The 26,274-nt window shown below is 40.6% G+C and carries 24 protein-coding genes; 5 read left to right on the top strand and 19 right to left on the bottom strand.

Annotation, left to right across the window (positions count from 1 at the left end):
- Positions 1-485: 485 nt before the first annotated feature.
- Complete coding sequence (rne, locus tag GWJ01_RS05585) at positions 486-3,920, top strand: ribonuclease E (RefSeq protein WP_161710832.1); 3,435 nt, start codon at positions 486-488, stop codon at positions 3,918-3,920.
- 177 nt (positions 3,921-4,097) lie between these two features.
- Here rne and tmaR read toward each other — a convergent pair whose 3' ends face one another.
- Both tmaR and GWJ01_RS05575 read right to left on the bottom strand, forming a co-directional pair.
- On the bottom strand, positions 4,098-4,436 hold the full coding sequence (gene tmaR / locus GWJ01_RS05580; RefSeq protein ID WP_036937771.1) for a PTS system regulator TmaR: 339 nt from the start codon (positions 4,434-4,436) through the stop codon (positions 4,098-4,100).
- Positions 4,437-4,692: 256 nt separating this feature from the next.
- Positions 4,693-5,955 (bottom strand): MFS transporter, encoded by a 1,263-nt coding sequence (locus GWJ01_RS05575; protein WP_161710831.1) that lies wholly within the window; start codon positions 5,953-5,955, stop codon positions 4,693-4,695.
- A gap of 254 nt (positions 5,956-6,209) precedes the next feature.
- On the opposite strand from GWJ01_RS05575, the gene GWJ01_RS05570 reads away from it, so the two are divergent.
- The gene (locus GWJ01_RS05570; protein WP_109395321.1) at positions 6,210-6,620 is read left to right on the top strand and encodes a VOC family protein; all 411 of its coding nucleotides are present in this window, start codon (positions 6,210-6,212) and stop codon (positions 6,618-6,620) included.
- 504 nt (positions 6,621-7,124) lie between these two features.
- On the top strand, positions 7,125-7,355 hold the full coding sequence (locus GWJ01_RS05565; protein WP_161710830.1) for a DNA polymerase III subunit theta: 231 nt from the start codon (positions 7,125-7,127) through the stop codon (positions 7,353-7,355).
- On the opposite strand, the gene GWJ01_RS18790 is transcribed toward GWJ01_RS05565, so the two are convergent.
- The gene (locus tag GWJ01_RS18790; RefSeq protein WP_237585700.1) at positions 7,356-9,230 is read right to left on the bottom strand and encodes a phage head-binding domain-containing protein; all 1,875 of its coding nucleotides are present in this window, start codon (positions 9,228-9,230) and stop codon (positions 7,356-7,358) included.
- Positions 9,231-9,339: 109 nt separating this feature from the next.
- Between GWJ01_RS18790 and GWJ01_RS05555 the strand changes: the two genes are divergently transcribed.
- Positions 9,340-9,591, top strand: coding sequence for an Arc family DNA-binding protein (locus GWJ01_RS05555; RefSeq protein WP_102086752.1), 252 nt, complete (start codon positions 9,340-9,342; stop codon positions 9,589-9,591).
- A gap of 288 nt (positions 9,592-9,879) precedes the next feature.
- Positions 9,880-10,485, top strand: a complete 606-nt coding sequence (locus GWJ01_RS05550; protein ID WP_161710829.1) for a hypothetical protein — start codon at positions 9,880-9,882, stop codon at positions 10,483-10,485.
- Here the strand turns inward: GWJ01_RS05550 and GWJ01_RS05545 are convergent.
- The 16 genes from GWJ01_RS05545 to GWJ01_RS05470 all read right to left on the bottom strand — a co-directional run bounded on the left by GWJ01_RS05545 (position 10,482) and on the right by GWJ01_RS05470 (position 26,269).
- A complete protein-coding gene (locus GWJ01_RS05545; RefSeq protein ID WP_161710828.1) occupies positions 10,482-12,533 on the bottom strand; it encodes a hypothetical protein in 2,052 nt (683 codons plus the stop codon). The genes GWJ01_RS05550 and GWJ01_RS05545 overlap by 4 nt on opposite strands.
- A complete protein-coding gene (locus tag GWJ01_RS05540; RefSeq protein WP_161710827.1) occupies positions 12,533-13,990 on the bottom strand; it encodes a phage DNA ejection protein in 1,458 nt (485 codons plus the stop codon). The genes GWJ01_RS05545 and GWJ01_RS05540 overlap by 1 nt, the downstream gene beginning before the upstream one ends.
- On the bottom strand, positions 13,990-14,670 hold the full coding sequence (locus GWJ01_RS05535) for a DNA transfer protein (protein ID WP_161710826.1): 681 nt from the start codon (positions 14,668-14,670) through the stop codon (positions 13,990-13,992). The genes GWJ01_RS05540 and GWJ01_RS05535 overlap by 1 nt, the downstream gene beginning before the upstream one ends.
- Complete coding sequence (locus GWJ01_RS05530; RefSeq protein ID WP_124743765.1) at positions 14,664-15,125, bottom strand: DUF2824 family protein; 462 nt, start codon at positions 15,123-15,125, stop codon at positions 14,664-14,666. The genes GWJ01_RS05535 and GWJ01_RS05530 overlap by 7 nt, the downstream gene beginning before the upstream one ends.
- Positions 15,125-15,703 carry a phage tail protein gene (locus GWJ01_RS05525; RefSeq protein ID WP_237585699.1) on the bottom strand — a complete coding sequence of 193 codons (579 nt, stop codon included), beginning with the start codon at positions 15,701-15,703 and terminating at the stop codon, positions 15,125-15,127. The genes GWJ01_RS05530 and GWJ01_RS05525 overlap by 1 nt, the downstream gene beginning before the upstream one ends.
- 119 nt (positions 15,704-15,822) lie before the next feature.
- Positions 15,823-17,604 (bottom strand): packaged DNA stabilization protein, encoded by a 1,782-nt coding sequence (locus tag GWJ01_RS18965; RefSeq protein WP_337247765.1) that lies wholly within the window; start codon positions 17,602-17,604, stop codon positions 15,823-15,825.
- A gap of 3 nt (positions 17,605-17,607) precedes the next feature.
- Positions 17,608-18,069 (bottom strand): packaged DNA stabilization gp4 family protein, encoded by a 462-nt coding sequence (locus GWJ01_RS05510; protein ID WP_161710193.1) that lies wholly within the window; start codon positions 18,067-18,069, stop codon positions 17,608-17,610.
- On the bottom strand, positions 18,050-18,235 hold the full coding sequence (locus tag GWJ01_RS18690; RefSeq protein WP_202611149.1) for a hypothetical protein: 186 nt from the start codon (positions 18,233-18,235) through the stop codon (positions 18,050-18,052). Before GWJ01_RS18690 ends, GWJ01_RS05510 begins: the two co-directional genes overlap by 20 nt.
- Positions 18,236-18,289: 54 nt before the next feature.
- Positions 18,290-19,543, bottom strand: a complete 1,254-nt coding sequence (locus GWJ01_RS05505; protein ID WP_161710824.1) for a P22 phage major capsid protein family protein — start codon at positions 19,541-19,543, stop codon at positions 18,290-18,292.
- A gap of 20 nt (positions 19,544-19,563) precedes the next feature.
- Positions 19,564-20,442 carry a scaffolding protein gene (locus tag GWJ01_RS05500; RefSeq protein WP_161710823.1) on the bottom strand — a complete coding sequence of 293 codons (879 nt, stop codon included), beginning with the start codon at positions 20,440-20,442 and terminating at the stop codon, positions 19,564-19,566.
- Between the two features lie 89 nt (positions 20,443-20,531).
- On the bottom strand, positions 20,532-22,712 hold the full coding sequence (locus GWJ01_RS05495; protein ID WP_442956555.1) for a portal protein: 2,181 nt from the start codon (positions 22,710-22,712) through the stop codon (positions 20,532-20,534).
- A 19-nt stretch (positions 22,713-22,731) separates the two neighbouring features.
- Positions 22,732-24,210, bottom strand: a complete 1,479-nt coding sequence (locus tag GWJ01_RS05490) for a PBSX family phage terminase large subunit (protein WP_161710821.1) — start codon at positions 24,208-24,210, stop codon at positions 22,732-22,734.
- Positions 24,203-24,619, bottom strand: coding sequence for a DNA-packaging protein (locus GWJ01_RS05485; protein ID WP_087802181.1), 417 nt, complete (start codon positions 24,617-24,619; stop codon positions 24,203-24,205). Before GWJ01_RS05485 ends, GWJ01_RS05490 begins: the two co-directional genes overlap by 8 nt.
- A 57-nt stretch (positions 24,620-24,676) precedes the next feature.
- A complete protein-coding gene (locus GWJ01_RS05480; protein WP_115065247.1) occupies positions 24,677-24,904 on the bottom strand; it encodes a DUF2560 family protein in 228 nt (75 codons plus the stop codon).
- A 353-nt stretch (positions 24,905-25,257) separates the two neighbouring features.
- Complete coding sequence (locus tag GWJ01_RS05475) at positions 25,258-25,404, bottom strand: hypothetical protein (RefSeq protein WP_161710820.1); 147 nt, start codon at positions 25,402-25,404, stop codon at positions 25,258-25,260.
- A 10-nt stretch (positions 25,405-25,414) separates the two neighbouring features.
- Positions 25,415-26,269 carry a DUF6236 family protein gene (locus tag GWJ01_RS05470; protein WP_161710819.1) on the bottom strand — a complete coding sequence of 285 codons (855 nt, stop codon included), beginning with the start codon at positions 26,267-26,269 and terminating at the stop codon, positions 25,415-25,417.
- Positions 26,270-26,274: the final 5 nt, after the last annotated feature.

The following is a 26,274-nucleotide window of genomic DNA, read 5'->3' as shown; positions in this document are numbered from 1 at the left end:
TATGGTGCACAAAATAACATCAATTCTGTCGTCTATTTTAACCTGAATAATGGGAAAAAGACGAAACATTAGCTAATCTCTCATATTTATACAGAAAAAGTCACCAAAGCAGAAAAGTCATCTTGCTATAACCCTAACACCAATGGAATAATGCAGACTCTCCTGATTATGTTTATCAGGTATATTTATGAAAATTTTGTTTGTTTGATTTTCAAAATGCAGCAATGGCGTAAGACATAGTCGAAAATCAAACAATTTAGTATGCCATAAATACATCGCTTATTGAGTTGAAACATTGTGTTCAATTAAAGAGTGCTGAATTTTTGAACTAAAAATCAGACTCACCGACATATTGCACCTCTATACAATCGACAACCGTGAGGTTGACGCATTTGTAAAAGACACGAGGTCATCGGTTATCAATAGTGTAATTACGTATGTTAGTGGCACATTATAAAACGTGAAAATAACGAGTAAGTCACAATATGAAAAGAATGTTAATTAACGCAACTCAGCAGGAAGAGTTGCGTGTTGCCCTTGTCGATGGGCAACGTTTGTACGATCTGGATATCGAAAGCCCCGGTCATGAACAGAAAAAAGCGAATATCTATAAAGGTAAAATCACTCGAATTGAACCCAGCTTAGAAGCCGCTTTTGTTGATTATGGTGCGGAACGCCACGGTTTCCTTCCTATCAAAGAAATAGCCCGCGAATACTTTCCTAGTAATTATCACTCCCATGGTCGTCCTAACATCAAAGATGTCTTAAAAGAAGGCCAGGAAGTTATTGTTCAAGTTGATAAAGAAGAGCGTGGTAATAAAGGTGCAGCGTTAACCACTTTTATTAGCCTTGCAGGAAGCTATTTGGTATTAATGCCAAATAATCCTCGTGCAGGTGGTATTTCTCGCCGTATTGAAGGTGAAGATCGTACTGAACTTAAAGAAGCTTTATCAAGCCTTGAAATCCCAGATGGCATGGGTCTGATTGTACGTACAGCTGGTGTTGGTAAATCAGCTGAAGCACTGCAACAAGACTTAAGCTATCGTCTAAGACACTGGGATGCTATTAAGAAAGCAGCTGACAATCGCCCTGCACCATTCTTAATCCATCAGGAAAGTAATGTAATCGTTCGCGCATTCCGCGACTATTTACGTCCTGATATTGGTGAAATCTTAATTGATAACGCAAAAGTCGTTGAAATGGCACGTAGCCATATTGAAGCGATTGGCCGTGGTGATTTTGCTAGTAAAATTCGCCATTACACTGGCGCCGTTCCTTTATTTAGCCATTACCAGATTGAATCACAGATTGAATCTGCGTTTCAGCGTGAAGTTCGCCTTCCTTCTGGTGGCGCTTTAGTTATTGATACAACTGAAGCATTAACAGCGATTGATATCAACTCCTCACGCTCAACCCGTGGTGGTGATATCGAAGAAACTGCATTTAATACTAACTTAGAAGCAGCTGACGAAATTGCACGCCAATTACGTTTACGAGACTTGGGTGGTTTAATTGTTATCGACTTTATTGATATGACGCCTGTGCGCCATCAACGTGAAGTTGAAAACAGAATGCGTGAAGCTGTTCGTCAAGATCGTGCTCGTATTCAAATTGGACGCATCTCTCGCTTTGGTTTATTAGAGATGTCTCGCCAACGTTTAAGCCCTTCATTAGGTGAATCTAGCCATCACGTTTGCCCACGCTGCTTAGGCACTGGTACTATTCGTGATAATGAATCACTGTCACTTTCTGTGTTACGTCTTATTGAAGAAGAAGCACTTAAAGAAAATACCCATGAAGTGCATGCGATTGTACCTGTTCAAATCGCCTCTTATTTGCTGAACGAAAAACGTAAAGCTGTTACCGACATCGAGTTACGTCAATCTAATGTCAAAGTGGTTATTGTTCCTAATGACCAAATGCAAACCCCTCATTTCTCTGTTATTCGTGTACGTAAAGGCGAAGAAATTACTTCTCTTAGCTACAACTTAGCGCAATTCCATGAAAATCAGTTAAATGAAGCTGAAGATGATGTTGTTACAGAGCGTAAAGCACCTGAACAACCTGCTATTTCAGCCTTTGGATTACAAGAAGAACCTGTTGCTGAAACAGTAAAAAATAAAAAGGCGCCTCAACCTCAAGCTAAACCTGCTAAAACAGAAGAAGCTCAAGGTACTGGTTTCTTTGCTTCTATTGCAAAATTCTTCTCTAACTTATTTACTAGTGAACCAGAGCCTGCGGTAACACAAGAAAAACCACAGGAAAACAAGAAAGAGAACAACGACAATCGTCGTGAGCGTCGTAATAATAATCGACGTAACAATAATAATCGCCGTGACCGTGATAACGATCGTAATCGTGATAACTCGAATAGCGAAGACAATCGCAAGAATCGCAATCAAAAACCACAAACGACTCCAACAACTGAAGTTAGTAGTGAACAAGAGATTGCAGAACGCGAAGCTCGTCGCCAGCAGCGTCGTGAACAACGTGCTGAACAGCGTCGTCGTCAAGAAGAGAAACGTCAACAACAAGAAGCAGCTAAAGCTCAAGCAGCTCTTTCTGAGAATGATACTGTTGCAAAGAATAGTGCTGATGAGAAGAAAGAAGAACCTCGTCGCCCTGCTATGCAACGCCGTAATCGTCGTCAATTAACACAATCTGTACGTGTGACTGACGATGATAATACATTAGCCGTTGTACCTGTTGCGACCGAAAAAGCAGTTTCTGAACCACCAGTTGCAACGACACAAACTAAAGTTGCCCCAACTGAAAAACCAGCACCTAAAGCAGTCGCTGTTGTGAAAGTTGAAGCAAATGAAGCACAAGTTGTAAAAGCACTACCTGATGCAACTAAATCACAAGATGACAATAAGAACGAAGATAATAACGGACAAGATAATGTTATGCCACGTCGTTCTCGCCGTTCACCTCGTCATTTACGTGTAAGTGGTCAACGTCGTCGTCGCTATCGTGATGAGCGCACCTTAACAGTCTCACCAATGCCTCTGACAATGGCAGTTGCTTCTCCTGAACTGGCTTCAGGTAAAGTCTTCATTCGCTATCCAGTCACTCCTGTAAGTGATGCACCATTTATTGAGAATGATGTTGAAAACAACAATGACGTTTCTGTTGGAAACCACATTATTACTCATAAAGATCCACAAATGGTAGCTATCGCACCGGTGGTTTCAGAAGCCATTGTTGCTGATATTGCACAGACAGAAACCTCTGAATCAACTTACTCTGTCACTGTTAGCACTGAATCAACCACTGAAGCTATTGCTGAAATTGTTGCAGTAGAGCCACAAACTGAGCCTGTTGAAACTAACGTGATCAGTGATGCAATCAATGAAGTGAATACAGAAGAGCATGTTACTCGTAAAGAGAATATTTCAGCAGTATTGAATACCACTGAGGCTTACATGCATGAAACTTCACAACAAATTGAAACAAATATCGCGCCAGAAGAAGTTGCACAAGATACGGTTGCACCAGTAGAAAGTGAAACATCAACACCTGAGCCTCAACCTGTTGAAGCAGTAATAGCAACTGAAGAAACTGTTGAACAACACAAAGAAGTTGCTGCTGTTGAAATTGTTGCTACCCCTGTCGTTGAAACTGTCATTGAAGGCCAGCCAGCAGAAAACGCAACACCGGTTGTGGAAGTTGAAGCAGTAACAGTGAGCAAACCAGCTGAAGTCGTTATTCGTCAAGAGCCTGTTGTAGCTACACGCCAACTACATGCAAGCTCACCAATGACAAAAGCACCAGCCGCTGATGAAGCGCCTGTGGCAATTGAAATCAAAGCGTGGGAAGCACGCCCTGCTTTTGATAAAAAAGGCCGCACAGGTGCAGGCGGACATTGTTCTACTAGCCACGCGTCTTCAGAAATGACGAAAGCTGAAAGCAAAAACTAATAATAAGGTGTTATTAAGAATATCTTGATAATACTTCTAAATCGAGAACCCACTTTTTAGTGGGTTCTTTTTTTGGTAACTGTTCACAAATTAACTGAGCATTTATAAAGCCAAAAATAAGATAAAAAAAACCTCTGAATATTTAATTCAGAGGCAGTTAATTTCTTAGCAAAGCAATCAGTCTTTTAGATCAGGCAGATTTTTAATTTCGCCCATCGCTTTTAACTGCTTAGATAATTCGCGACGCTCTTTAGACAGATCGGCATTTTTAATAATGTAATCGTCAACACGATCGTCATAGTCACTACGCATATTAGCAATAATACCCAGCACATCTTCAATCGACATACCTGGTTTAATATATTCACTTAAGTTGTCTAACAAAAGAACACGTTTTTGGTTATCACGGATCTTTTTCTCATTGTCAGTGATCTCACGACGGATTTTGTTCTTACGACGATACATACGCACAAACTCCAGTACGTTTTGGAAAGACGGCTTGTTTGCGTTATCCATTTCCTACACCTTTACAATTGATATTTAAGATAAATAGTTCTGTTTAAGATTATCGCTTAATCGTGTCAATAAACAAGTAAAGTTTACAAATTTAATTGGTTTTGCTTAATTAACAATTAATTAGGATTATATGTATTAATAAATATAGTCAACATTCTTTAACCCGTAAATGTTCACTTAATTAATAATAAAAAAATGGCTACACATTTTCACTGGTAGCCCAAATCGACACTACAAAGGATAAACTTATGAGCGATTAAATAGGTTGTGCTTTATTTTTATCTTCATATTGTAAGCCATCAAGTGGCAATAATGCTTTCGCATCTGAACGTAAAAACATAGCAGAGAGAAGTGTTGTTCCTATCACTATACATCCCATCACCATATAAGTTGGTGCAAAACCATAATGATCATAGCCATAACCCGCTAATGGAGATAATAATGTTGCGACAATAGAGCTCACACATTGAAAACCGACTAAATAAAGTGTTGAAGACAAACGTTTATCAAAATGTTGGCTGTTATATTTAAAAATTGAAATTAATAAAATCGGTAATTCAACCGCATGTAATAATTTCATACAAGAGATCAAAACAGGCCCTTCAACTAATCCGGAACCAATAATACGTGCAGCCATAACACTACTTGCTAGTAATAAGCCATTTTTAGCACCAATTCTATTTACAAGGAAAGGTGCGATAAACATACCACCAGCTTCTAAGAATACCTGCAATGAATTCAGATATCCGTACATCTCATTTCCCTGTTGTAAGGTTGCAAATTGTGATGAGAAAAAGACGGGAAATTGTTGGTCATAAACCCCATAAACACAGGTACCAATAACAAACAATATAAGCGCCCAAAAGCGCGGCAATGAAAGTAAATTCAGCGCATCTTTGAGGGTAATCGCTGATGTTTTCCCATGCTCTAATTGATTAAATGCGTCTGATTTATCGGTCTTTAATAGTGCTAAAAGAATTAAGAATACAATGCCAGAAATAGAAGCCATTACAAAATTGTAATTAGGATCAATATTTATATTGTGTCCGGCAATAAAAGTTGCTGATGCCCAACCTAACGATCCCCACATTCTCGCCCTACCATATTCAAAACCACGAATACGACTAACACGCTCTGTGTATGACTCTAATACGCCAATGCCCGCATTAAATGTCATTCCAACATATAAGCCCCCTAAAATGGAGCCAACAAATATATTCCAACGTAGTATTGATGCGAAACCTAGAAAAAAAGGCCCAGAAAGAATAAGCAATGCTGCAATCACTAATAACAAATTCTTTCTTAGTCCTAATTTATCTTGAATAAAGCCATATAAAGGTTGAGCACATAGCGCAATCAGAGAAATTGCAGAAAATATTAATCCAGTATCAGTCGCTTTTAGCCCTACATACTGATTTAACCAAATAGAAACTAATGAAAATGATGATGACCAGGTAAAAAAGAAGAAAAATAACAGTGCACTTAAGATCGCATAGTATTTTTTTGAGTCTTTATTCATTGTTTTAGTGCCTTATAAAGTCATTCCACCCCTAAATGTTAACGTTAACTTTTAAGTTAACAAACAATTTTATCGCTTTAATGTGATATAAAGCACATAAGTTAACGTTAACAACTTGAACTATGTGTTCTAGATCCACTTTTATCTTTTATTACTGTTATTCACAGTTAAACGCACAAATAGGTATCATATAATCCATTTTCATTGGTTTCCTTTGCTAAAATAGGTGTATCTTTCATAACTATCTTAAAGCCATGCTAACTGATTTAAACCACCTAACCCTCGCCGTCAATAATGTGAATAAAAGCTTTGCCTTTTATACTGAAATATTAGGTTTTAAACCTCTTGCTTTATGGGATAACGGCGCTTACCTACAACTGGGTTCCTTATGGCTATGTTTATCTCACGATAAACGCCATATTACTGAAGACAGTGATTACACCCATTATGCTTTCAGTTTATCTGCAAATAATTTTGAAACCTTTAAACAGCATCTTTTATCCCATGACATTACTGCATGGAAAGAAAATAAAAGCGAAGGTGATTCATTCTATTTTTACGATCCTGACTATCATAAACTTGAAGTCCATGTGGGTGATTTAAAAAGTCGCTTAGAAGCTTGTCGTCAACATCCCTACTCTGGTATGCAATTTTTCGACAAATAAAAAGATGATAAGAATGAGTAGCTAAAATAATACGATAGATATGCTTGTTGTAGTTTTATGTTATTGTCATCAAAAAGATCAATATTAGTGGCGGTACGCTCCTACTTATCCTTACTGTGACACCCTATATTAAACACTACATAAGTACGCTTTGATCTGACATTTCACGTTTACCACATTATGGTTTACCATGGTCTTAATTAAGCCCAATACAACTCATTGAGTAATGATTTTAAAAATCATCAATAAATTTACGGTAGGAAACCTTGTCTAATTCAGCGAAAACGCCCACATTTTACATCCATGACTATGTGAACTTATTTTAATTAGTTGATATTATTGGATTTATTTTTAAGTGCATTTTATTTGGTACTCAATTCTGTACTCACAGCAAGAATTGTAGGTAATTTTGAAGTGAAAAAAAGAAAGGTGATACTTTTATACCACCTCCTCATTTTTAATTCCACACCCTGCTATACTCTCCAAAAACTAACCGGATCTACTATGAACCTCGCAAACCTAACCCAAGAAGAAAAAGACAAGATTAATATCGATTTGGCCGCAAGTGGTGTCGCCTATAAAGAACGCCTCAATATGCCAGTTGTTGCCGTAGAAATTGAACGACAACAACCAGCGCATTTGAGAGCGTACTTTAATGAACGATTGACGTTTTATCGAGAGAGAAGTAAGAAACTGCCGGATGTAAATTCAGTGCGGTATTTGAAAACAGAGTGATTATAACAACCTAATTTCACCGCCAACAATATTGAAGTTTCCAGTTGCTATACCAGACAGTGAAATAGAGACTTTTTCATCAACTTTTGTGACGGTTACTCGGCTATCTATAGTTCCGTCTGGTTTCCTGCATGTGTTACCCCATATTATTCCAACGAAATCTTTTGTTGCTGTATTGTCAGCTATTCTTATATTCATTAATATTAATTGCATATCAGAATATAGAATTTGAGTCTTAAAAGAACATTTACCAGCTTCAGTATCTTTTATTGGGTCATACAATCCATGCAGTGCACCATAAGTATATCCAGAGTTATACTTACCACTATAATTACCTGGTACATACTCATTAACCGCATTACTAACATGAGTAATCCTTCCGGCCGCATTATTGTGTATTATTTTTTTTTCAATAATAATCCCATCACCAATATTAGACATTCTATATAAAGTGTTTGATAAATCTCCCGTTGCCCCTGTATTTTTAAGCTCTATTACACTATATGAAAGACCTTTGTCTATAAAATAGTTTTCTGGCTTAATATCTATAACATGATTATTTCTCTGCACCTCGATCATGTTTCTTGGTTGTAGTGGCTTATGCTTAAATAAATGTTTTGCCCTTCTTGGTAACATATAATTATTAGAAAATGTTATATGCGAATATGATTGGAAGTCAAAGCAGATGTCTCTTTCATCACCTACATTTTCCAAATAACTATCCTTTACCGTCATATCAAATATTTCACCTTTAGAAACTATTGATACTCCCTGCCCCTCAAATGAAGCCTTACTCATAACTAAACCGGTCACTCCAGCTTCGAACACATAACCATCCTTTGTATTTAAAGCAATCGGAGCTTCTATATTCATTAAATTGCAACCATTTCTATATTTATGTCCAATGGAGTTTTTTGATAATAACGGCTCTGAATTTAAAAGAACGTTATTGTTAGAGTGAAGATAAAAACAATTATTAAAATCGAAACCTAAACCAAAATTTCTAGCAACGAGGTTGTCCGTCTTGCAATTAATATGTAACTCTTTAAATCCAAACGCTCTTCTTCCTATCGCATTATCTACATTATTATTATTAATAACTAAATTTCTTACATAGAGATTGCTAACATTTTGCGCCATAACAGGATCATCCATGCATGACACCCACCTACCATTATCTTTTTTACCAGAAATAAACACATCGCCAACATCATCAGTTGGCAAAAGAATTAACCCACCAAAATCCAAATCAATCAACTTCATTCGATCTTCAAATAATGGCAGGTAAATTGTGTCAGTTATTTTACTCCTTAACCCAGAAACACCATTAATACCTACTTTATTTTCGTAGCAGTATTCTAGCGCCTCCATCAAGGCTAATGTGTCATCATGCACTCCGTCACCAACAACGCCAAAATCAAGAATAGAAACAGAATCATCCAGCTTTTTATTTAATTGTCGCTTTACAGAATTTGCAGCTGGATATTTGTAGCCAATTAGTGATGAACCATAATCTAACTCCAGTTCATTTCTTAATTGGTCAGGATCATACTTCAACACATTAGGATAATAATGTTGCTGCGCCCCATAGCCGTCATACACAGCCATGCTGTGCCCCTCAACTGTTACAAACTTAGCAATCTGACCATTGTAAACAGGGAAACCAGCTTGATTGATAATTAACGGCTGTGAAATAGGGATATGAGAACCATCTTCATTTTCTAAATAAACCTGAATTTGATTTTCTGGTAATGTTGGATCGGTATCAATTTTTCCAATAAAAATCTTACCATTACTCGCCGCTTGGAATTTCCTTGCGAGAGTGAATAATTGTGATGGCATTGACACGACGACATTAGGGATAATATCTGACATTGCTTTCTCCAAGCGTGAGTAGTCACGGCAATGGTATCACCGTGGTCTTATTGTGAATAAATACAGTAGGTTATATTATGTTTGTCCACCAAAAAATAGGGTGAGACAAATGGCAAGAGAAGATACGCAGTTCAATCTACGACTTACTGCTGAAACAAAAGAGAAGCTAAAACAAAGAGCAAAGATGAATGGTAGGTCTTTGAACTCTGAGCTTGTTCACATAATTGATATTTATTTATCAACTCCTTCTTCAGTTGTTGGTTATAGAAGCGATGCTGAAAAACTAGCAGATCACCAAGCAGAAGAAGTTAAAAAGATGGTGTTCGATACATTAGTTAAACTATATAATGATAAAAAATAAACAGTGAGGTGATGACTTGGAGTTGCTTCTTATTTTAATTATTTTTGTTTTGTTATGGATAGGATTTAAGTTATCAAAGATTGTAAAATTGCAGTCTGAAATATCACACAATACAAAAACCTGTTTTCTGTCTATAAATGATGTGCTTGATGAATTGAAATCAAGCAATGAAAATAGAGAGCGTCAGTTGACAGACTTATCTAACACTGTGGAGTGCATATCTAACAATGTTTCTGATATGAAATAGATGCTTACCCTATTCTTAAACTTGAATCGTGAAATGACGACATGTATAAACCAAATACAGATAAAAAAGATCCACTATGGATTGAAGTTGGTAAAATAATAGCATATCCATCAATTATTTTTTTCTGGGTGCTCGTTTTTGCTAGAGAAAAACTAGAGTTCGGTAGCTTCTGGTATTCGGCATCATATTACCTGCTTCAATTAATATCATTAGTTGCTATACCATTTGCAATATCAACACTTAAGTTTGGGCTGTCGTCAATTGAAAACCCTCCTCGCTTTTGGAGAGAAAGAGGATACCTTGTAGATCCTAAAAGTGATGAATATTATGATCTATTTGAGGAGTTTTCTCTTAAGTATTACTCATGCCAAAATATACAAAATAGACTATCTGATGCGTTCCATTATTTAGGTCTGGTGTTTGATTCTATTGCAATAGTAATTACAGGACTTATATACTGGCAATTCTCCTACCAAGAAGATAATGTTATTGACTTAATTAGCTTTATTCCTCAGATTTTCTTGTCTACCTATTTTATCATATCAGTTCCTTTTTATTTATTATGCAAGGTAATCACTAATAGATATCCTGGAGAGGCAATGAAAGCAAGGAGACTAGATTCAGCCTCCCTTTTAGATGGATATTAGTTTCTGCTTTCAGCTTGACCTGTTGCAGTTAGAGTATTGATGATATTGGTTATCGCTCTATCTCTTGCAGTGCTTCCTCGTGGTGTGTTGTGTAGTCTCAATAGCATGTTTCTTATCGCTGGAGACTCGTACATTCGAGCAATTAAACCAACCCCGCCCTCGATGGCCGTCGCTACCCCGCCTGTTACCAATCCTGATGCTATTCTTGCTGGAGTAAGTAGAGACATTCCAGTCTGAGTAACTGCGTTAGCGGTACTAGCTCTTCTGGTCGCTTCGAGAACATCACGGATTCCCTCAATCATCCTGCGTTGCTGTTGGTTAAAGACTGTATTAAACACCTGACCATTTGACTGATTGATTAACTGGTTTAATTGAGTCACCATGCGTTGAGGAGAGCCGTTAGCTTTCTCATAAGCGCGAGTCAAATAAGCAGATCGCAATTGGTTTCTGCCGTTCTCATTTACCATGTTGAATATTCTAGCAATGTCACTAGGACGCTTACTGTAAACAATATTGTTGATTAGCTCTGGCGTGATGTCGCCTTTCTCTAAAGCGTTCTTTAGCCCTGTTTTCTCTATCCCTCTCGCTATGTTTCGGTATTCGTTATTTGCATGACGAAGCTGATTTAATGCGCCAGCACCTAGATTCTGACCAACAGATCTATTCATGTCATTTGTCATGGCAGTATTTATTCTGTTGTATGCAGACTCAAGAGCTGTTGGCATAGCTAAGTTATCGCCCTGCAAACTTTGACGAAGCTCCGTTCTTAGATTGCGAAGCTCTTCAAAACTAGCGCCATTAGCTACCCTATTTCTAAGATTGCCTAATATTTGAGTGGCAGCATTGTTTGGAGCTAAGCCATTACCTATCCGTTGTAATGCCTCATCAATTGCAGGAAGAGATCTGGTTGGAGTAACCGGAACACCTGTCATTTGTTGAGTAATGTTATTTATTGCGCCACCGTGCAGATCTTTAGCTCTTCGCAATCCAGCATTAACTTCTCCTTGCATAACATGCGGTGCGTAAATGCCGAACTCGTTATCAATCCTCTGCTGAAGAGTTTCAACAAAGTTCTCTCTTTGTTCAGCCTGAATGGCCCTGCGATTTCCAGTGCCTCCAAGACTCTGCTCACCAGTCTGTTGAAGTTGTCTTCTCACTGACGTTCTTGGCGGTAAAACATCGGTTGTCAGTACATCTATTCCGTTTTGTTCAGCATTTCTCAATAGTTGCTGAGCTTCCGGTGCGATATTTCCACTTGCTGCGCGAGATAGACCGCTGAGTCCGCGTTCAATAGCTTTTCCGCCTCCACCGATACCAGCAGACAATGCAGTTTGCCACGGATTAATATCACCACCACCTGCCATGTTAACAGATGATTGCAGTGCTAAATCCGTTCCTGCTGATCTGGCTGTTGCACCGACAATTGTTGGCGCTCTTGCGGCTGGAGTGAATGCAGCCACATTTGCAATAAATGGCATTACATCTTCAGATGACAAGCCGGGCTTATTTAATGCGTAGCGACCGGATGGCAAATCAACCAGCAAATTTCCTTTCTCGTCTTGAGATACTTGCCCGCCCATATTGCCGATAACTTTTACAAAGTCGTTATCGTTACCAAACATTTGCACCCAAGCAGCTTTCATTGCATCAGTATTAAATGCGTTCATTTCTGGTGATGACATGATCCCTTCGAGCCCTTGAATTTCAGGAGTCATCTTGCTTTCACCAGTAAAGGCATCTATTACGTTTTCACGGAAACCTTTAGCATCATCAGACGATTGCTGTAACCCCTGCGAAAGGTTCTGGCTAGTTTGTTTCATGCCAGCGATATAACTATTTTCTGGCTGTGGCGGCTGGGTTGCTTGTTCTGGCTGTGATTGAGGAAGCGGATAGGCGGTATAAAACTGTTGTCTTGCGTTATCTACGTCGTTACCAACATTTGGAGCAACTACCTCGTTGAAGTATTGCTCTTGCGCTGATACTTTTTGTTCGCTAGATAGTGATTGATATTCAGGTGAAGAGATCACCTCTTTCCATGGTTTAGCCATTACCCACCCCAGAGATTAGAATACCCACCTTGATTGTTAGTGGGCGCTTGTTGCGTTGGTTGTGCTGACTGCTGGCTTGATGGTGCGCCTAAGTTGGCGTTATTTCTTGCGTTGTAGTCAGCAACATATTTTTCTATGGCTAGATTTGATTTTCTAATAGATTCAGTGCTAGACATATCTAGTTGAGGCATAGACTGGAAGAACATTTTCGCCTCTTGGACTGTGTTAATACCACTTGCACCCATCGATCTCGCAGCTCCGATACCCTGATTTTGCATATACCCTTGAATACGCTTAGCTGCGTTGTAAAGCTCCCTTTCCTCGCCACCACTAAATCTAGTTGAAATATCGGCAGTTAAAGGCTCAGTACCAACACCACCAGTCAACCCAGTGATAGATTTTAATTTTTCGTCAGATGCGTTTTTAATCATCTCAATATCGGAGTTCATTAAATTCTTACCTGCATTACCAGAAGGATCGGAGACGGATGACAAGGCATTAACAGGAACTGTTATCATGTTTCCGTTAGCGTCTATCCCCCTGTAATATTTACTTTCACCTGCTCCATAAGGAGTTGGATCTATCATGGCCGTCATTCCATTACTCAATTGTGCAGGCTTCATCTCCATCCCAGCTTTGCCTTTTAGCTGCATAAATTGCTTGCGTTGTTCTGGTGAAAGAGATTGCATGTATTCATACTCTTGCACCGAGGCTGGCTTGCTTCCAGTTGAGTTAGCTGAACGCATAGAGTTTTGAGCGGAGATATTTTGTCCACGCACCTGTATCTGATGACCTTCTTTTGTTAGTGCCTCGCCAGCTTGATTGCTTCTGATTTGCTCATCTAAACGACCTTGGTCAATCTGTCTGCCAAGTTGTTTATCTTCAAGTTCAGAAAATTTCTCAAACCCAACCGCCTGATAACCTAAATGCTTGGCAAACTTAACCGCTTCTTGAGGATCTTGTTCGGCGGCTTTTAATGCCTCTTGAGGGTCAATCCCAACACGACGAAAATTATCAGCATTTTGTCTAACGTACGCTTCTACATTACCGCTATTTACGGCTGAGCTATAACCAAGCGATAAGTTGCCAAGAGTTTCCTTTACATCTCCGTTAATTCCCTTCATTCCGCCATCTATCATCTGAGCATACTCTGGATAAGTCGCTAGCAGTTGTCGCATACCATCACGATCACTATTCGCGTACGCCTCACCCCATGCTTTTTGGAATTCACCAAGACGTTCTTTGGCTTTATTTTCTTGATAGATACCAGCAAGACCTACAAGCCCATTTAATGCTTGCAGACCCATGTTATTAGCACCAGAACGAGCTAGTTCATTACTTTGATTAATTGAGTTAATAACAGGATTTGCATCACTGGCTCTTGGTGCGTTATCATTAAATTGACCTATCGAACCAAGAAACCCGCCTGAGTTAACTGATGGTTGCCATGTAGCCATTAGAACAATCCTCCCAATAAACCAACACCAGCACCAATACCAGCGCCCCATGCAGTACCAAGACCAGGAACAACACTACCAAGTTGAGCGCCCGCCATGGCACCACCTAAACCACCTGTAATTCCTTGCTGAAATTGTGACGGTCGATTAGCCATAGCTGCTTGAGCATTTGCATTTTGTTGTAGCAATTGCCCCATATTGTTTGCGTAGTTTTGACCAGCGCTAGCCTGCCCCTGCAAAGCACCAAGCCCAACATTGGCTAAGTTCTGGTAGTTATTCATCTGGTCAGCTAACCAGCCTTGACCAAGCGTAGGGGCAATAGATGCAAGCTGATTGCTTGTTGCTGTTGAACCCAATCCACCGGTAGCTTCTGCACTGGCTAATTGCTGATAACGAGCTTGGTTTGATAAATCGTTAAATGCCTGAGATTTATAGTATTGGTTTAATGCTTGACCTTGACCTTCTAAAGAAGATAGGTTTTGCAATTGACCAATATACTGCTGAGCGAGTGGCGTAAACGGTGCAAGGTTTTGCATGTTCGTCTGCCACATTTCACGCTGTAGCGCCGTGGCTTCGCGAGTCGCATCGGCTTGAGCGCCCGCACCACCATCACCACCACCTTTCATATATCCATGCATGGGTAGTAGTGAGTTTCGGAATTTCTCTGAAATAATCAGCATTTTAATAACTCCTCGTACTGTTCGCGTTTTAGTTGATAGATAGTGACGCCTACTGGTTTACCATTACTGATATACGCATCATCTAAATGACCGACACGAGTAGCACCAAGCATTTTCACAATAACGCGACCGTATTTTGTGGTATCAGGAACCATAGTCACTGAGTTAGTGAATTGACTGTTTTCAAGTAACCACTTGCAGAATAGCTTGTGTGCATCAAAGGCGTACTTACCACGAAATCCAGCATCAAATATGGCGTGACATTCAACAACTGTATGCCAAAAATTACGCACCTCGAAAACACCAACCAATAGAACTCCTTCATAAATACCCAAGTAAAGCGCATCAGGTTTAATGAAATACTGATCATTGCTATCAACGATATTTCCCGTGTTCGACTTATCATTTAAAAACTCAGATAGTCGAACAGGGTTATCAATAATTTTAATTTCCATTAATCTATTAATCCGTGTGAACGCAAGGCGTCTTCAAGCGCCTTGATACGTTGCCTTGCCTCGACTAACCCACTTGCTAAAGTTTGCATTTCTGACCGCGTGTAGTCAGCGCTGAATGAGTAGGATTGGTTAGCATTAAACGAGCTCTTAAGTGCTGTACCTGTTGCTGAAGTGAAACCAGTAACACGAGTGCCGACAACTTTAGTTCCGTTTACTGAGTAGGATGTTGAAACATCGATAGGAGACAAGAGCTTCTGTTTTTCTGTTTCACTGAGAGAAACGTAATCAACTTTGATTTCAGATATTTGACCATCGAGGTCTTGTATCTTTATTTTTAGCCCATCAACGTCTTGCTCAACATTAAGGACTCTTACCTCTAACTTAGATAAATCCTCTTCCGTTTTTGTGATGCGCTCTTCATGATTTGCTAGCTGAATACCATGCTCAACAATTGTTTGTTCGGCATCACCAAGCCTTTCCTCATGGTTTTCAAGAACAATGTCTTGCTCATCATTTCTAACTTGAGCATCAAAAGCCTCAGCGCCAGCCTCATTTGCACGACCAGCCACCTTTGCCATATCATCAGCACCACTTAACACTATGCGTCGATATGTTTCACTGAAATTAGTAGGTAGGATGTCTGGAACAATATAAGCGGATTGAATTTCTATGGGTTTAGAAATGTCTTCATTTGCCATTATTCAACCCTCATCGATAGATCGCTCAGTGTTACTGGTGACTTAGTGATAACGCGAACCTTAAACCCTATATTCTTTCTCACTCTTCCTACTCTTCGCCATAAAACACGGCGGTCATATTGGAATGGTGAGTTTTGTTCAATCATTTGTTCTCGACCAAAGTTAATGCCATCAGTCGTTGCAGAGAGAAATAACTTATCGGCAATCTGAGCAACGCCTGTTGATGCCTCAAGCTCTAAATCGAACACCCTTGCGTTATCGGCTTTAGCCATAGGCGTGTATAAAATATGCTCGACCTGCTTGTCATACTGAGATGACTTATTGAAAGCAAGATTGCCAATAACCCCCTCGGTTTTATCTGCGATAGTGATCTGATTACCTTCATACATAAAATCAATTGCACGATAGGTTTCGTCATACAGCCCAGATTTTAAAATGCACCACTGCGGGTATTGCTGGCTTCCTGCTGCGTCAAAGCAAAGTGTATGGCGCTGTAAGTGAACAATGAGTAACTCATGACCATCAAAACGAATAGTCTCAAGAACCGCATGTGATAACTCGTCTGATGTATAACTACGAATGATCTTATCAATACTTGCAGTAGATATTTGACTGGCAGAACCAGAACCAAGGATATAGACAGATGGCGCTCCGTTTGCTGGGTTACTGATGAATGCAAATGATTCTCCGAACTTACACTTAGCATCACGGCCAGCAATGCCCATCTGAACCATATAAGATGGCTGTGGCGCATATATTACTTGTGACGAACTTGTTGAGCCGGTAATGGTGAAGTATTCGATGGTTGACGAACCAAAGCAAAGAACCATATCGCGCCAAGAATCAATAGAAATGATGCCGTCAGGTTGAGATTCAGCAGTGTAAAATGGACGGAATTTATCAGGCTTTGACTCATCATCTAAATCAGTAACGCCAAACCTTTCACCGCCTTTCTGAAGCCAAATATAGCGCCCTCGGTTACGAGCGACATCAACAACATCACCTAATTCGTATTGAGGGTAGCTTTCAACTACCTCTAACACTTCTTGTGTCATCAAAAATTCAGTAACGTCTTTGGCTGTTTGTTCGCTAGATTTAGCAAGGTTCATTTTATACGTAACTGTGATTTTACCACCTGCACGCTTAATGCCCTCTACCAGAACGTCAGTAAGATAAGGTTTCTCGTCATCTTCCTGCTGAGATAATTTAACGCCCACCATTTGCTCAGTAATAAGCATCTCATTACCGGTTTTACCATCAGAAGTTTTAGGCGTGATTTTTAACGTTAAGAACCCATCTAGATCATTCTTTGTGAGCGGTACAAAATCATCATTACCGTCTTTGTGAGTCCATTTTTTAACTTCGCGTTTATAGCCTTCGGTAATCACCTTTTCCTCAGGCCAGTTAGATAACTCTTCAACCTCACCGTCATAGCGATAGAGTTTTAATTTACCGCCTGACGCTACTGCTTGACTGTAACCAGAGTGAGCCATAGTCACCCTGTCTTTACCTTGAATGTCAGCAATGGCATTCTGTCCACGATAAAGTTTATTTCCACACACGCGATAGACCGTGTTGTTTTTCGTGTTGTACTGAACACCACGAGATACACCATCAACACTATGACGCTTTTCTAATGCAGGGAACGAACGCAAATAACCGGACGCATTCAATACTTCTTTCGGTGTGGCCAACATATTAACCGGAAGACCGTCAATGTAATCTGCTGCATGCGGGTCTTTTCGCAAACCTCTAGCCAGTGGCAATTTGATAATCGGCATAAATCACCTATCTTCTTTGTTGCTCTCGATGTAGAAACGGTTTGAAGAAAAAATCCCGCGATTACCTGCGCCCGTTGGCATGTCATTTCTACGCTGTAGCGATGGAACTTTGGTTAAAGCGATACATACTGACTGATACGCAGAGTCTGCGGCAGTAAGTAAACTATCTGATGGTTGAATAACATGATCCATGCACAAGTTAATCGCTAGCTTTAGCGATACCGCATCTGCCGCCCAAGATGGTATGCCAGAATCATCATTAGGCATTGGGTGCTCATCATTGTCAGAGTCAGCAAATTGATAATCTAAATCGATACCCTTTACTTTCCACTGAGCCATCATGTCATCAAGGTCATGTAGCGCATCCTCAACATCTTGCGGAACAGCATCAGTGAGTGTTGCGTCAGAATACAATCCCGCCTTTCGTAACGCTTTAAGTACTAGCTCACCCTTCTTCTTTGCCATCTTTCACCGCCTTTTTAGCCTTTGGCTTCTCTACAGTTTCCTGTGGTGTTTTAAACCAACCTTGCTTTAGGGATTCTGTAACCTTTTCATCATCAACAATGATGTAATCAAGCTGCAATGTTCCACAGGTGATCATCGACCCTAATTTATAAAGCATCGTTGACATTGCTATCTCCAAATAAAAAGGGGAGCCGAAGCTCCCAATAACAACGAGGGTTTATTACTGGCCGGCGATAACCAAACCAGTGTATTCAGGAACCAGAACAGAGCAGCCATACAAAGTGGTGAAACGTGTAGTTGTCACACCTTTGATGTGGTCGAACGCATAAGACATGATCAAGGTTGCTCCCTGCTCAGTTGTAGCAGTCATTACTTGAGGGCCTTGTCCTGTCGGGAATGCTAATTTTCCATACATTAACTCAACCGAGCCATCAGCCCAGAACAAGTTAGTTGCTGCCGCATTCTTATTCAGAATGGTGATTGCTGCGCCATTTGCTGCGTTTGCATCAACGTTAGCGTATGGACGGCTAGCTACATCAGCGTTATTAGGTGGTAAAATTTGCGGTGAAATCGTCGCAGTAGTACCACTAACAGCCAGCACACGGAACACTTGAGGTTGGTCAGTTGTATCTTTGGTAATTTGATGTACAGAGTTAACGCCAGCAATTGTGAACGCATCACCAACTTGCAGACCTGCTGCCGATAATGTGATTGTACCTTGACGGTTATCCACTGGCATATCGTTGGCATCTTTAGATGTCACTTTATGCGCAGGAGCAGCTGCAAGAGTTAACGCCTCAGTAGTTCCTTTAGGCACACGGCCTGAGATGTCAGTTTTGAAGCTATCAAAGCTAGCAACTGGCGGTATTTGAGCCTTTTCATACGCTGTAAGGTTTACACCTTGAGTGTATGCACGGCTACCTAATTCACCTGCTAAATCTTTGTAGTTGAAGGGATTCCAGAAGCTACGGCGGTTAATTCCTTGAGGCACACCGATAACTGTCATTGTAGCGTCCATACCTGCTGCGCAATTCCATAGGTCACGGCCTTGACTGCCTGTTGTACTATTTGCCATTGTGATGACGTTAGTGGCTCGGCTAGTAACCATGTTAATTAAGTCTGAGTCGATTTGAGCTGCTAATCGCTGACCTGCCGCACGACCTGCTTCTGTCTTATGCTCTGGGTCACGCATTTCTCGTGCATCAAGCGTATAAAGAATGTTTTTAGGTTCTTTAAACACAGATGGCACTAAACGCTGAACAAGTTCAGTAGGTGTTTTACCTGTTAAGTCCAAGCCTTCTTCAACGTTCATGTGGTAACGCTGAGGACGCCACTCAACATCACCAGCACGCTGCATGGCAGTATCATTTGGTCGATGTTTTTTAGCATTTTTAGATACCACGCAAGAAGCTTCAAAGCTTTCTACGTAGTTTTCGAACATGATTTCTAGGTCTTTTACTAATTGGTTAGACATATGTTATGTGCTCCGATAGGTTATTTTTTAGCTTTCTTAGCGGCGAAATACTGGCTCCAATCGCCAGTTTCTCGTGCTTTTTCTTTCAGCTTATCTAAATTATTTAATACAGCACCCGTACCACCTTTTACTTCAGGTGTTGCGGCTGGTTTATTTTTTGGTTTTGGCATAATTTTAGCCTTTGATTCAATGGAGCCGATTAAACGACCAACCGCCACGGGGTCGGTGGCATTAGCCATTTGTTGACGTAATTCAGCGTTGCGACCTAGTGCCAGAACAACCATTTCAGGCTTTTCAGCGAAATGAATAATCATCGCTTGAATTTGCTCAGGGACTTCTTCAATCACTGATTGCTCAGCTTGCTGATAACCTGAAACCCTTAGAGACTTAACCCTCTCTTGGTAACTGGCTATTTTCTGTTGGTGAGCTTGCTGTAATGATTGTTGCTGCCGTTCCTGCTCTGCTTTCTGAGATTGATATCTAGCGTTTCTTTCAGCCCACTCTTGTACTTTCTGAGAGTAAACAGCGTCATCGTAATCAATACCTTCATCAGATAACTGAGGCATTCTCGGTGGAGGTGTTAACTGTTGCTGAGTTACAGGCTGGTGAGTTTGTTGTTTGCGAGCCTCTCGGAGTTCTTTATCTTTCTCCTTGATGGTGTTTCGCAAATGCTTAACTAAACCAGTGTCTCTTTCTTCTTCACTAACTGGCGAGGTTAGTTCATCGTCACCAAAGTAAAATGCTTGTTCGGAATCATCATCGTTATCGTCATCACTTGGCTGTGCGTCATTGCCTTGTTGTGCATTCGGATCATCATTCAGCTGAGCTTCTGGCGTATCAACTTCTACGTCAGGAATGTCAGCATCCACTTCTGGTGTGTTTTCTGCCGTGTCTAACATAACTACCCCTTACTACTCGATATAAGCCCATCGGAAGGCAATAGAGTGCTAGGCCTCTTAGTGACAGCCATTAGCATGATTAAATTGAATTACTGCTCGGTTTGTTGCTTAGGTGGTTGCATGGAATTAGTGAAATCCATGTTTTGTGAGTGACTTTGCGCTGATGTCTTTAGCATCAATTCAGCATTTGCACGGGCATTATCTCCTTGCTGTTGCTGTAATGAGCTAAACATAGACATGAATTCCCTGAATTCCTTGCGCTTGTTTAAGTCCATAGAGTTGAATATATCGGCAATCTTAGCCGCATTAAGCTGGTTTTGACCTTCTACTTTTGCTGCTTCAATCTGAATTTCTAACCGTCTATTCTCCTCCCTTATTACTTCTGCTTGACCTTGCAAGTAAAGTCCTTGAGCGGCAATTACTTCTGAATTAGGTTGCGACTGCTGCTCAGCTTGTGCCTGTGCAACCATTTGCTCTTCTTCTGGCGTTCTAGGTTTAACAACACCAGATATTAACAACTGCTTGCGGTTGTAGTCTTTCAGATCATCAATCCCCTCGCCATCCATGTTGTCTAATATCATTGATGTCAACATGTCATGCTTAGGTGTTCCAGGTGGAACCATTGCTAAGATATTGGTTAGTGATTTAACCGTCGCGTCTCTGCGTGTAGCGAATGACTGACCAACATCTACAGTTACTTCATATTTACCTTGCGATAAATCATTAAGCGCTACAGAATTGCCTGTTTGCCTATCAATAACTTCACCACTCATCAATGCTACATCGTCGGAATCATCTTCATTGACGATGCGCATTGGTGTATCACTACCGTAAACTTCACGAGCCATAGACAGCCACACAACGCCAGCCCATCGCATAGACTTAGCCATGTTATCCATATAGATATAACTTTGCGTGTCCATGCGATTGAAAATGCTATCAACCGTTTCAGTGGCCACATTGCTTGGCATATTCTCAAACTGTGAAGCACCAGTGATTTGTTGAATAGCCGTTCCTGTGTACTGTAATAATCCAGCAAGAGCAGGAGGCATTTGAGTTGGTGGCGTATAACTACTAACCTGAGCAGGAGAAACCACATCTCCACTTTTATTTTTAAGGCTAGTCATTGGCAGGTAGGCTGGACGCTTCTTATTTCTCTCAGCCCAGTGAGACATTAATGGCGTTGGTATCATATCCACATCAACAACTGGGATGCCATCACCGCCTGCCTGAGTAGCGTTATCAGCAATCATTGATACCATGAGGTTTTCTAACCTCTGTGCATCCATCGCTTTAGCTGCATGGCCTTCTATTCTTTCTTGGTTATCAACGAAAGAACGGCGACCATAAACAGGAATGAGCGGAATATGTTCACCAGCAATGCGTTTAGGCTCTTCCAGCCATTCTGCGCCAGACATCAAACCACAATAAACTCGACGCTTTTTAACCTCTCGTTCATTAACTAGTTCGAATGCGCCACTCTCCAACTCATCCTTAACTTCTTTGATCTGCTCATCATCATAAATAGCAGACTCACCAGTAAGCGTATTTCGCCAAGCGCTAATTGTTGTTTTCTCAATACGCACTTCGTAATATCTAGCCACATATATAGCTTCAGGCGTTGACCAATCGTATTGAGTGCCGAAATCATCACGCGATAAACTGGCAGCAATGGCATCGGGGTATTCTTTTTCGAATGCCTCTGGCGTCATTGAAAACATTTCAAGAGCCCATGTCGCATCGCTTCTGTCGTACTGCTTGCTGTCTTGGTCGAAGAATACGCATGTTGCTGGGTCATACACTGGAACTAAACTAATTCTACGTTGCTCATTACTCGGATCCATTTCATCTTCATAATCAGCACACATACGGAAGCAACCGAACCCACCGACAACCGCGTCATCGAATGCGTTATCACAAGCTTCTGCGCCAGACGTCTCCTGATAGTCAGCGCGAAACTTACCATTCATCTTTTCAGCTAGCGCCTCTGATGCTTGGCTGTCCTTTGGCCTGAATTTAACGCTAATCCTGTTTTGTCGGTACTCACCAATAATTCGGTCGCATTCTCTGGCTATCTTGTTCAATTCGAAGCGGGGGTAATGCTCAAAGCGTCCTTCATCGAATGAATAACCAGCGTTTGTACTACCTTCCCATTGAGCGCCAGCAACCCGTACAAATCGTTGAGCAGCAACAACCTGCTCTCTCATGCTTTGAGATGCAGACCAAGATTTATCAAAATTCTTGACCACTTTGCTGTGCCAATCGTCCATCTTTTTTATATTTGCCATATCAGCCTACACCACAAGGTATGTTGTAATTTGAGTAATCGGTAACTATTGCGTTTGGTGGGCAATACATAGACATCATGAGGGAGTCCGCCAAGTTAGGTGATGGAATGCCAAGTTTTACTTTCATATCAACTTTGGTCATTAGCTCTAACTTGCCGTTACCATTAAACTTACGTTGAATTTGCGTAAGCTCTGCGAATAGTTTTTCTAACATCTGTTCGCCAATCGCTTCTTTATCGAAGCTAATCATGTCGTCAGGGTTTGCATATTCGCTATGCTCTACCGCTCGATAAGTTAAATAGAGTCTATCAGCCAATGCATAGTAGAATTGAGCGCGCTTATTTCTGAATACATCGCCGATGGTTCGACTATTGTCACCGCTAACCACTTCATCAGCCCATGCACCAGATTGATATAAGGCATCCTCATCGAAAGGAGACTCACTACCTTTGAACATGGTTACTGTTGTTTGCTTTCCAGTGAATGCGTCAGTAACTTGCCTGCGTAATGCCGCACCCAATCCGTCACCATCCCATAGGAAGTGATCAGCGCCATCTTGAATAGCTTGCTCCGTAGCCCAATCAGCTCCGTCGTTAACGTCCATCAACAAGCATTCTGATATTCGCTTAACAACCGAACCATGCCGCATAGCATATCCTTTCGCATCACCACCAACATCAGACGGGTCATGAGTCGCAATGATTGCGCCCTTAGCTTTCCATCCGAGTTTCTTATGTGCGTCAGTAGCGGCCTCTAGCCATGCATACTTGATAATTGCCATATCGGAGGCTCCAATAGGCTCACCTAGATAAACATGCCGATATAGCTCGTAATTAGCTTTTTTCATGATCTCCATGTCACGCCTTAGCGTTTCAGGAAACCATGGATTATCTGTGTAGTTTATTTTCTTAACGATGCAGTAACGATTTCCATTTTCATCGTAGTCAGGATAGATACGATTTAATACAAACCGCTGATGAGTATCACTGAGCCTATTCTTAGGGTTGTAAGCTACCCATATCTCAGACTCAACAACTCGCCCATACTCTTTACTAAAATACTCTTTACGAACGGTTGGTATTAATGTTTCCCATGAGTCTTTCGAGACATTTTCAGCCTCTTCAATTAGTGCCGCATCAAAGTTTGCATACCCCTTTATGTTTTCCACATTAAGGCGCAAGAAATCAAAGCAGATACGTCCACCACTATTGGCGAATATCTCTGTCTTGTTAATGGTCACCAATGAATGAAGGTTACGTCTGTTAATTTCTTCAACAATTTCCGCATAACATGATTCTTTGATTGATTTCATGTACTCACGGAAACAAATTAATTTCCATCCGTAAAAAATAACGTTATTCAGCAGGATGGTAATAAATGTTCTTGTTTTTGCTGAGCCTCGCCCACCGTAAGAAACTTTAAATCTAGCAGGTTGCAAATACTCTTCGAAAATCTCAGGAATATCACACTGTTCACTCATCTTTTTTCACCTTGACTACATTGTAGACAGGCGCTGAAGGAGTCATTGACCCATCGGATGATTGATGATCCACTTGCTGTTTTTCTGAGTACCCATGATTAGCAAGCATTAGCTTCGTAATGGTAGGGTTGAATGTGCCAGTTAGACCACTGTTTATCAGCTTTAGCTCCTGAATCGCCATCACCCCCTCTAACGTGTCCGAAAACTCACGCCCAAGATCACTCTCCTGCTTTCCGTACTCATAAATTGTTGAGCGAGCAAGACCTAAATAACATGCCAATCCTGCAACGCTAGGAATGACAGAATCCTCATGCTCTTTGTAACCGCCATACAGATATTCTTTTGCCTTAGCGATTAGCTCTTCAGTAAGCTTGCTAGGGCAACCAACCTGCTTAGTTTGTTGTCCCATAATGTTTACTCCTTTAATCAATTATCCAGCTCACTCGTAAATGAGCTGTGTAATTAACTATTGCGTGAATAGGTCGAGTGCTTCTTGAGCTTCTCGTGCTGCTTTCTGTGCTCGCGATACAAACTCACTTTCAGTCTGACACTGCTTATATGCGTCTTTGAATAATTCAAACTTGAGAGCGTCGTCTTTAACAAACTCGATAGCCGCCTGAGCCGCTGCCGTGTCATTGCCAACCAATCTGAGTAATTCCAACCGCATTTGATTCTGTGCTGTAATTTCTGTCATTTGATGTTCCTGTGTGAAGTTAATCGCAACCATCACCACGTATCACTACGTTACTTTGGTCACTTACGGCTTACCCGTCAGCAAGATATGATCACTCTCCTTAATGGATAAACGACTTATCTAATTGCTGATATATATATTTACTTAAGCTATACTAAGTAGCTATCGCTACACTTTGATTGATATATTGTTAGTATTGCCCAGCCTCCCGTGCTGGGCTTTTTTATTCTTTTGGAATGCTTTTATCCGGCTCTTCACGGAATTGAGTTGGGTTATCGAAGCCTTGTGCTGCCATGATATTTCTCCATAAAAAAGCCCCGCTATTGCGAGGCTCTTTGTTGTTCTTGTGGATTTTATTTTTTGATGGTTAAACCAAGTAGAATTGCTATTACAGGCATTATAGCCCAACTACTATCTGGATAGTGATATTGAATAAAGGCGCCAATCACTATCGAGAAATATGAATTTCTTGCACCTTTTGCAGTCCAGACAATACCCATAACGGCTCCATTAGGTTATTTTTTCTTTTCTTGCGCTGGTTAAGTAAAGCAGCTCTCCGCCACTTGACCTCCTTACACTCTGTATGCCTACCTTTAGGCTTACAAATCCCTCTAAGAATGTCATTGCGCTGCCAATTAGCAATGATTCAACTGGGTGATTCGTCATTGATGCGGCAGCAATAGTTGCATACAGAGATTTTATTTTAGTAATATCAACCTCATTGCTTATATGAAGGTTAAATTTTATTGGCGACCGCCACCCTTCATTATTAAGCTTATCAATATCTGATATGGCATGTTTTAATTTAGATATTACTTTAGCTTTAGTTAAATCAGGATCACCTGAATTTAATATCTCAAGGTATAAATCATCACTATACGAATGAAGAGCTTCCAACTCCGCTTTTCTTCTTTCTTTAAACTCTAGTATTTCATGAATATGCACATCAACCGAAGGAACAGGCAGTAAATTTGCCAACTCTACTCTGGCTGACTCAGAAAAAAAGCTATCTCTTGATAAAAAATCACCTCCAAATTGGTGTATACGCCAATCTGAACTAGGGTTCTTTTCTCTAAGGGTATCAACTGTCTTTGACTGAAGTCTCACTTGGAGATCAGGGTAATCGTCGGTATTAAAAGCGCCATTAACTGAGTATCGAGGTCGCTCTAAGACACCGCTACCCATAAAAACCTCTTCATTAGCAACCCCAGTGTAAATTATATTATTTGACGGAATAACTATTTTATCCCAGTAGAGAGCTAAGTAATTCATCTCTACTGGATTAATGGCTCGCTGTATAGTAAACCCGCTATCATTTTTATTACGAGTTATTAACTCGGAAGAAACAACAACCCCTCTTTGCATATAAC

This window comes from Proteus sp. G2618 (genome assembly GCF_009915995.1).
Taxonomy (GTDB): Bacteria; Pseudomonadota; Gammaproteobacteria; order Enterobacterales; family Enterobacteriaceae; genus Proteus; species Proteus terrae.
This window is presented reverse-complemented; position numbering and strand designations above follow the sequence as displayed.

Excerpts from the sequence above, each read along its gene's own strand:
- GWJ01_RS05550 (WP_161710829.1), top strand. The coding sequence starts at position 9,880 with ATGTATAAACCAAATACAGATAAAAAAGATCCACTATGGATTGAAGTT.
- GWJ01_RS18790 (WP_237585700.1), bottom strand. The coding sequence starts at position 9,230 with ATGTCAGATATTATCCCTAATGTCGTCGTGTCAATGCCATCACAATTA.
- GWJ01_RS05540 (WP_161710827.1), bottom strand. The coding sequence starts at position 13,990 with ATGGCTACATGGCAACCATCAGTTAACTCAGGCGGGTTTCTTGGTTCG.
- GWJ01_RS05475 (WP_161710820.1), bottom strand. The coding sequence starts at position 25,404 with ATGGGTATTGTCTGGACTGCAAAAGGTGCAAGAAATTCATATTTCTCG.
- GWJ01_RS18965 (WP_337247765.1), bottom strand. The coding sequence starts at position 17,604 with ATGCCGATTATCAAATTGCCACTGGCTAGAGGTTTGCGAAAAGACCCG.
- GWJ01_RS05490 (WP_161710821.1), bottom strand. The coding sequence starts at position 24,210 with ATGAGTGAACAGTGTGATATTCCTGAGATTTTCGAAGAGTATTTGCAA.
- GWJ01_RS05555 (WP_102086752.1), top strand. The coding sequence starts at position 9,340 with ATGGCAAGAGAAGATACGCAGTTCAATCTACGACTTACTGCTGAAACA.
- GWJ01_RS05500 (WP_161710823.1), bottom strand. The coding sequence starts at position 20,442 with ATGTTAGACACGGCAGAAAACACACCAGAAGTGGATGCTGACATTCCT.
- GWJ01_RS05545 (WP_161710828.1), bottom strand. The coding sequence starts at position 12,533 with ATGGCTAAACCATGGAAAGAGGTGATCTCTTCACCTGAATATCAATCA.
- GWJ01_RS05530 (WP_124743765.1), bottom strand. The coding sequence starts at position 15,125 with ATGGAAATTAAAATTATTGATAACCCTGTTCGACTATCTGAGTTTTTA.
- GWJ01_RS05535 (WP_161710826.1), bottom strand. The coding sequence starts at position 14,670 with ATGCTGATTATTTCAGAGAAATTCCGAAACTCACTACTACCCATGCAT.
- GWJ01_RS05575 (WP_161710831.1), bottom strand. The coding sequence starts at position 5,955 with ATGAATAAAGACTCAAAAAAATACTATGCGATCTTAAGTGCACTGTTA.
- GWJ01_RS05485 (WP_087802181.1), bottom strand. The coding sequence starts at position 24,619 with ATGGGACAACAAACTAAGCAGGTTGGTTGCCCTAGCAAGCTTACTGAA.
- GWJ01_RS05570 (WP_109395321.1), top strand. The coding sequence starts at position 6,210 with ATGCTAACTGATTTAAACCACCTAACCCTCGCCGTCAATAATGTGAAT.
- GWJ01_RS05510 (WP_161710193.1), bottom strand. The coding sequence starts at position 18,069 with ATGGCAAAGAAGAAGGGTGAGCTAGTACTTAAAGCGTTACGAAAGGCG.
- GWJ01_RS05470 (WP_161710819.1), bottom strand. The coding sequence starts at position 26,269 with ATGCAAAGAGGGGTTGTTGTTTCTTCCGAGTTAATAACTCGTAATAAA.
- GWJ01_RS18690 (WP_202611149.1), bottom strand. The coding sequence starts at position 18,235 with ATGTCAACGATGCTTTATAAATTAGGGTCGATGATCACCTGTGGAACA.
- rne (WP_161710832.1), top strand. The coding sequence starts at position 486 with ATGAAAAGAATGTTAATTAACGCAACTCAGCAGGAAGAGTTGCGTGTT.
- GWJ01_RS05495 (WP_442956555.1), bottom strand. The coding sequence starts at position 22,712 with ATGGACGATTGGCACAGCAAAGTGGTCAAGAATTTTGATAAATCTTGG.
- GWJ01_RS05565 (WP_161710830.1), top strand. The coding sequence starts at position 7,125 with ATGAACCTCGCAAACCTAACCCAAGAAGAAAAAGACAAGATTAATATC.
- GWJ01_RS05505 (WP_161710824.1), bottom strand. The coding sequence starts at position 19,543 with ATGTCTAACCAATTAGTAAAAGACCTAGAAATCATGTTCGAAAACTAC.
- tmaR (WP_036937771.1), bottom strand. The coding sequence starts at position 4,436 with ATGGATAACGCAAACAAGCCGTCTTTCCAAAACGTACTGGAGTTTGTG.
- GWJ01_RS05525 (WP_237585699.1), bottom strand. The coding sequence starts at position 15,703 with ATGGCAAAGGTGGCTGGTCGTGCAAATGAGGCTGGCGCTGAGGCTTTT.
- GWJ01_RS05480 (WP_115065247.1), bottom strand. The coding sequence starts at position 24,904 with ATGACAGAAATTACAGCACAGAATCAAATGCGGTTGGAATTACTCAGA.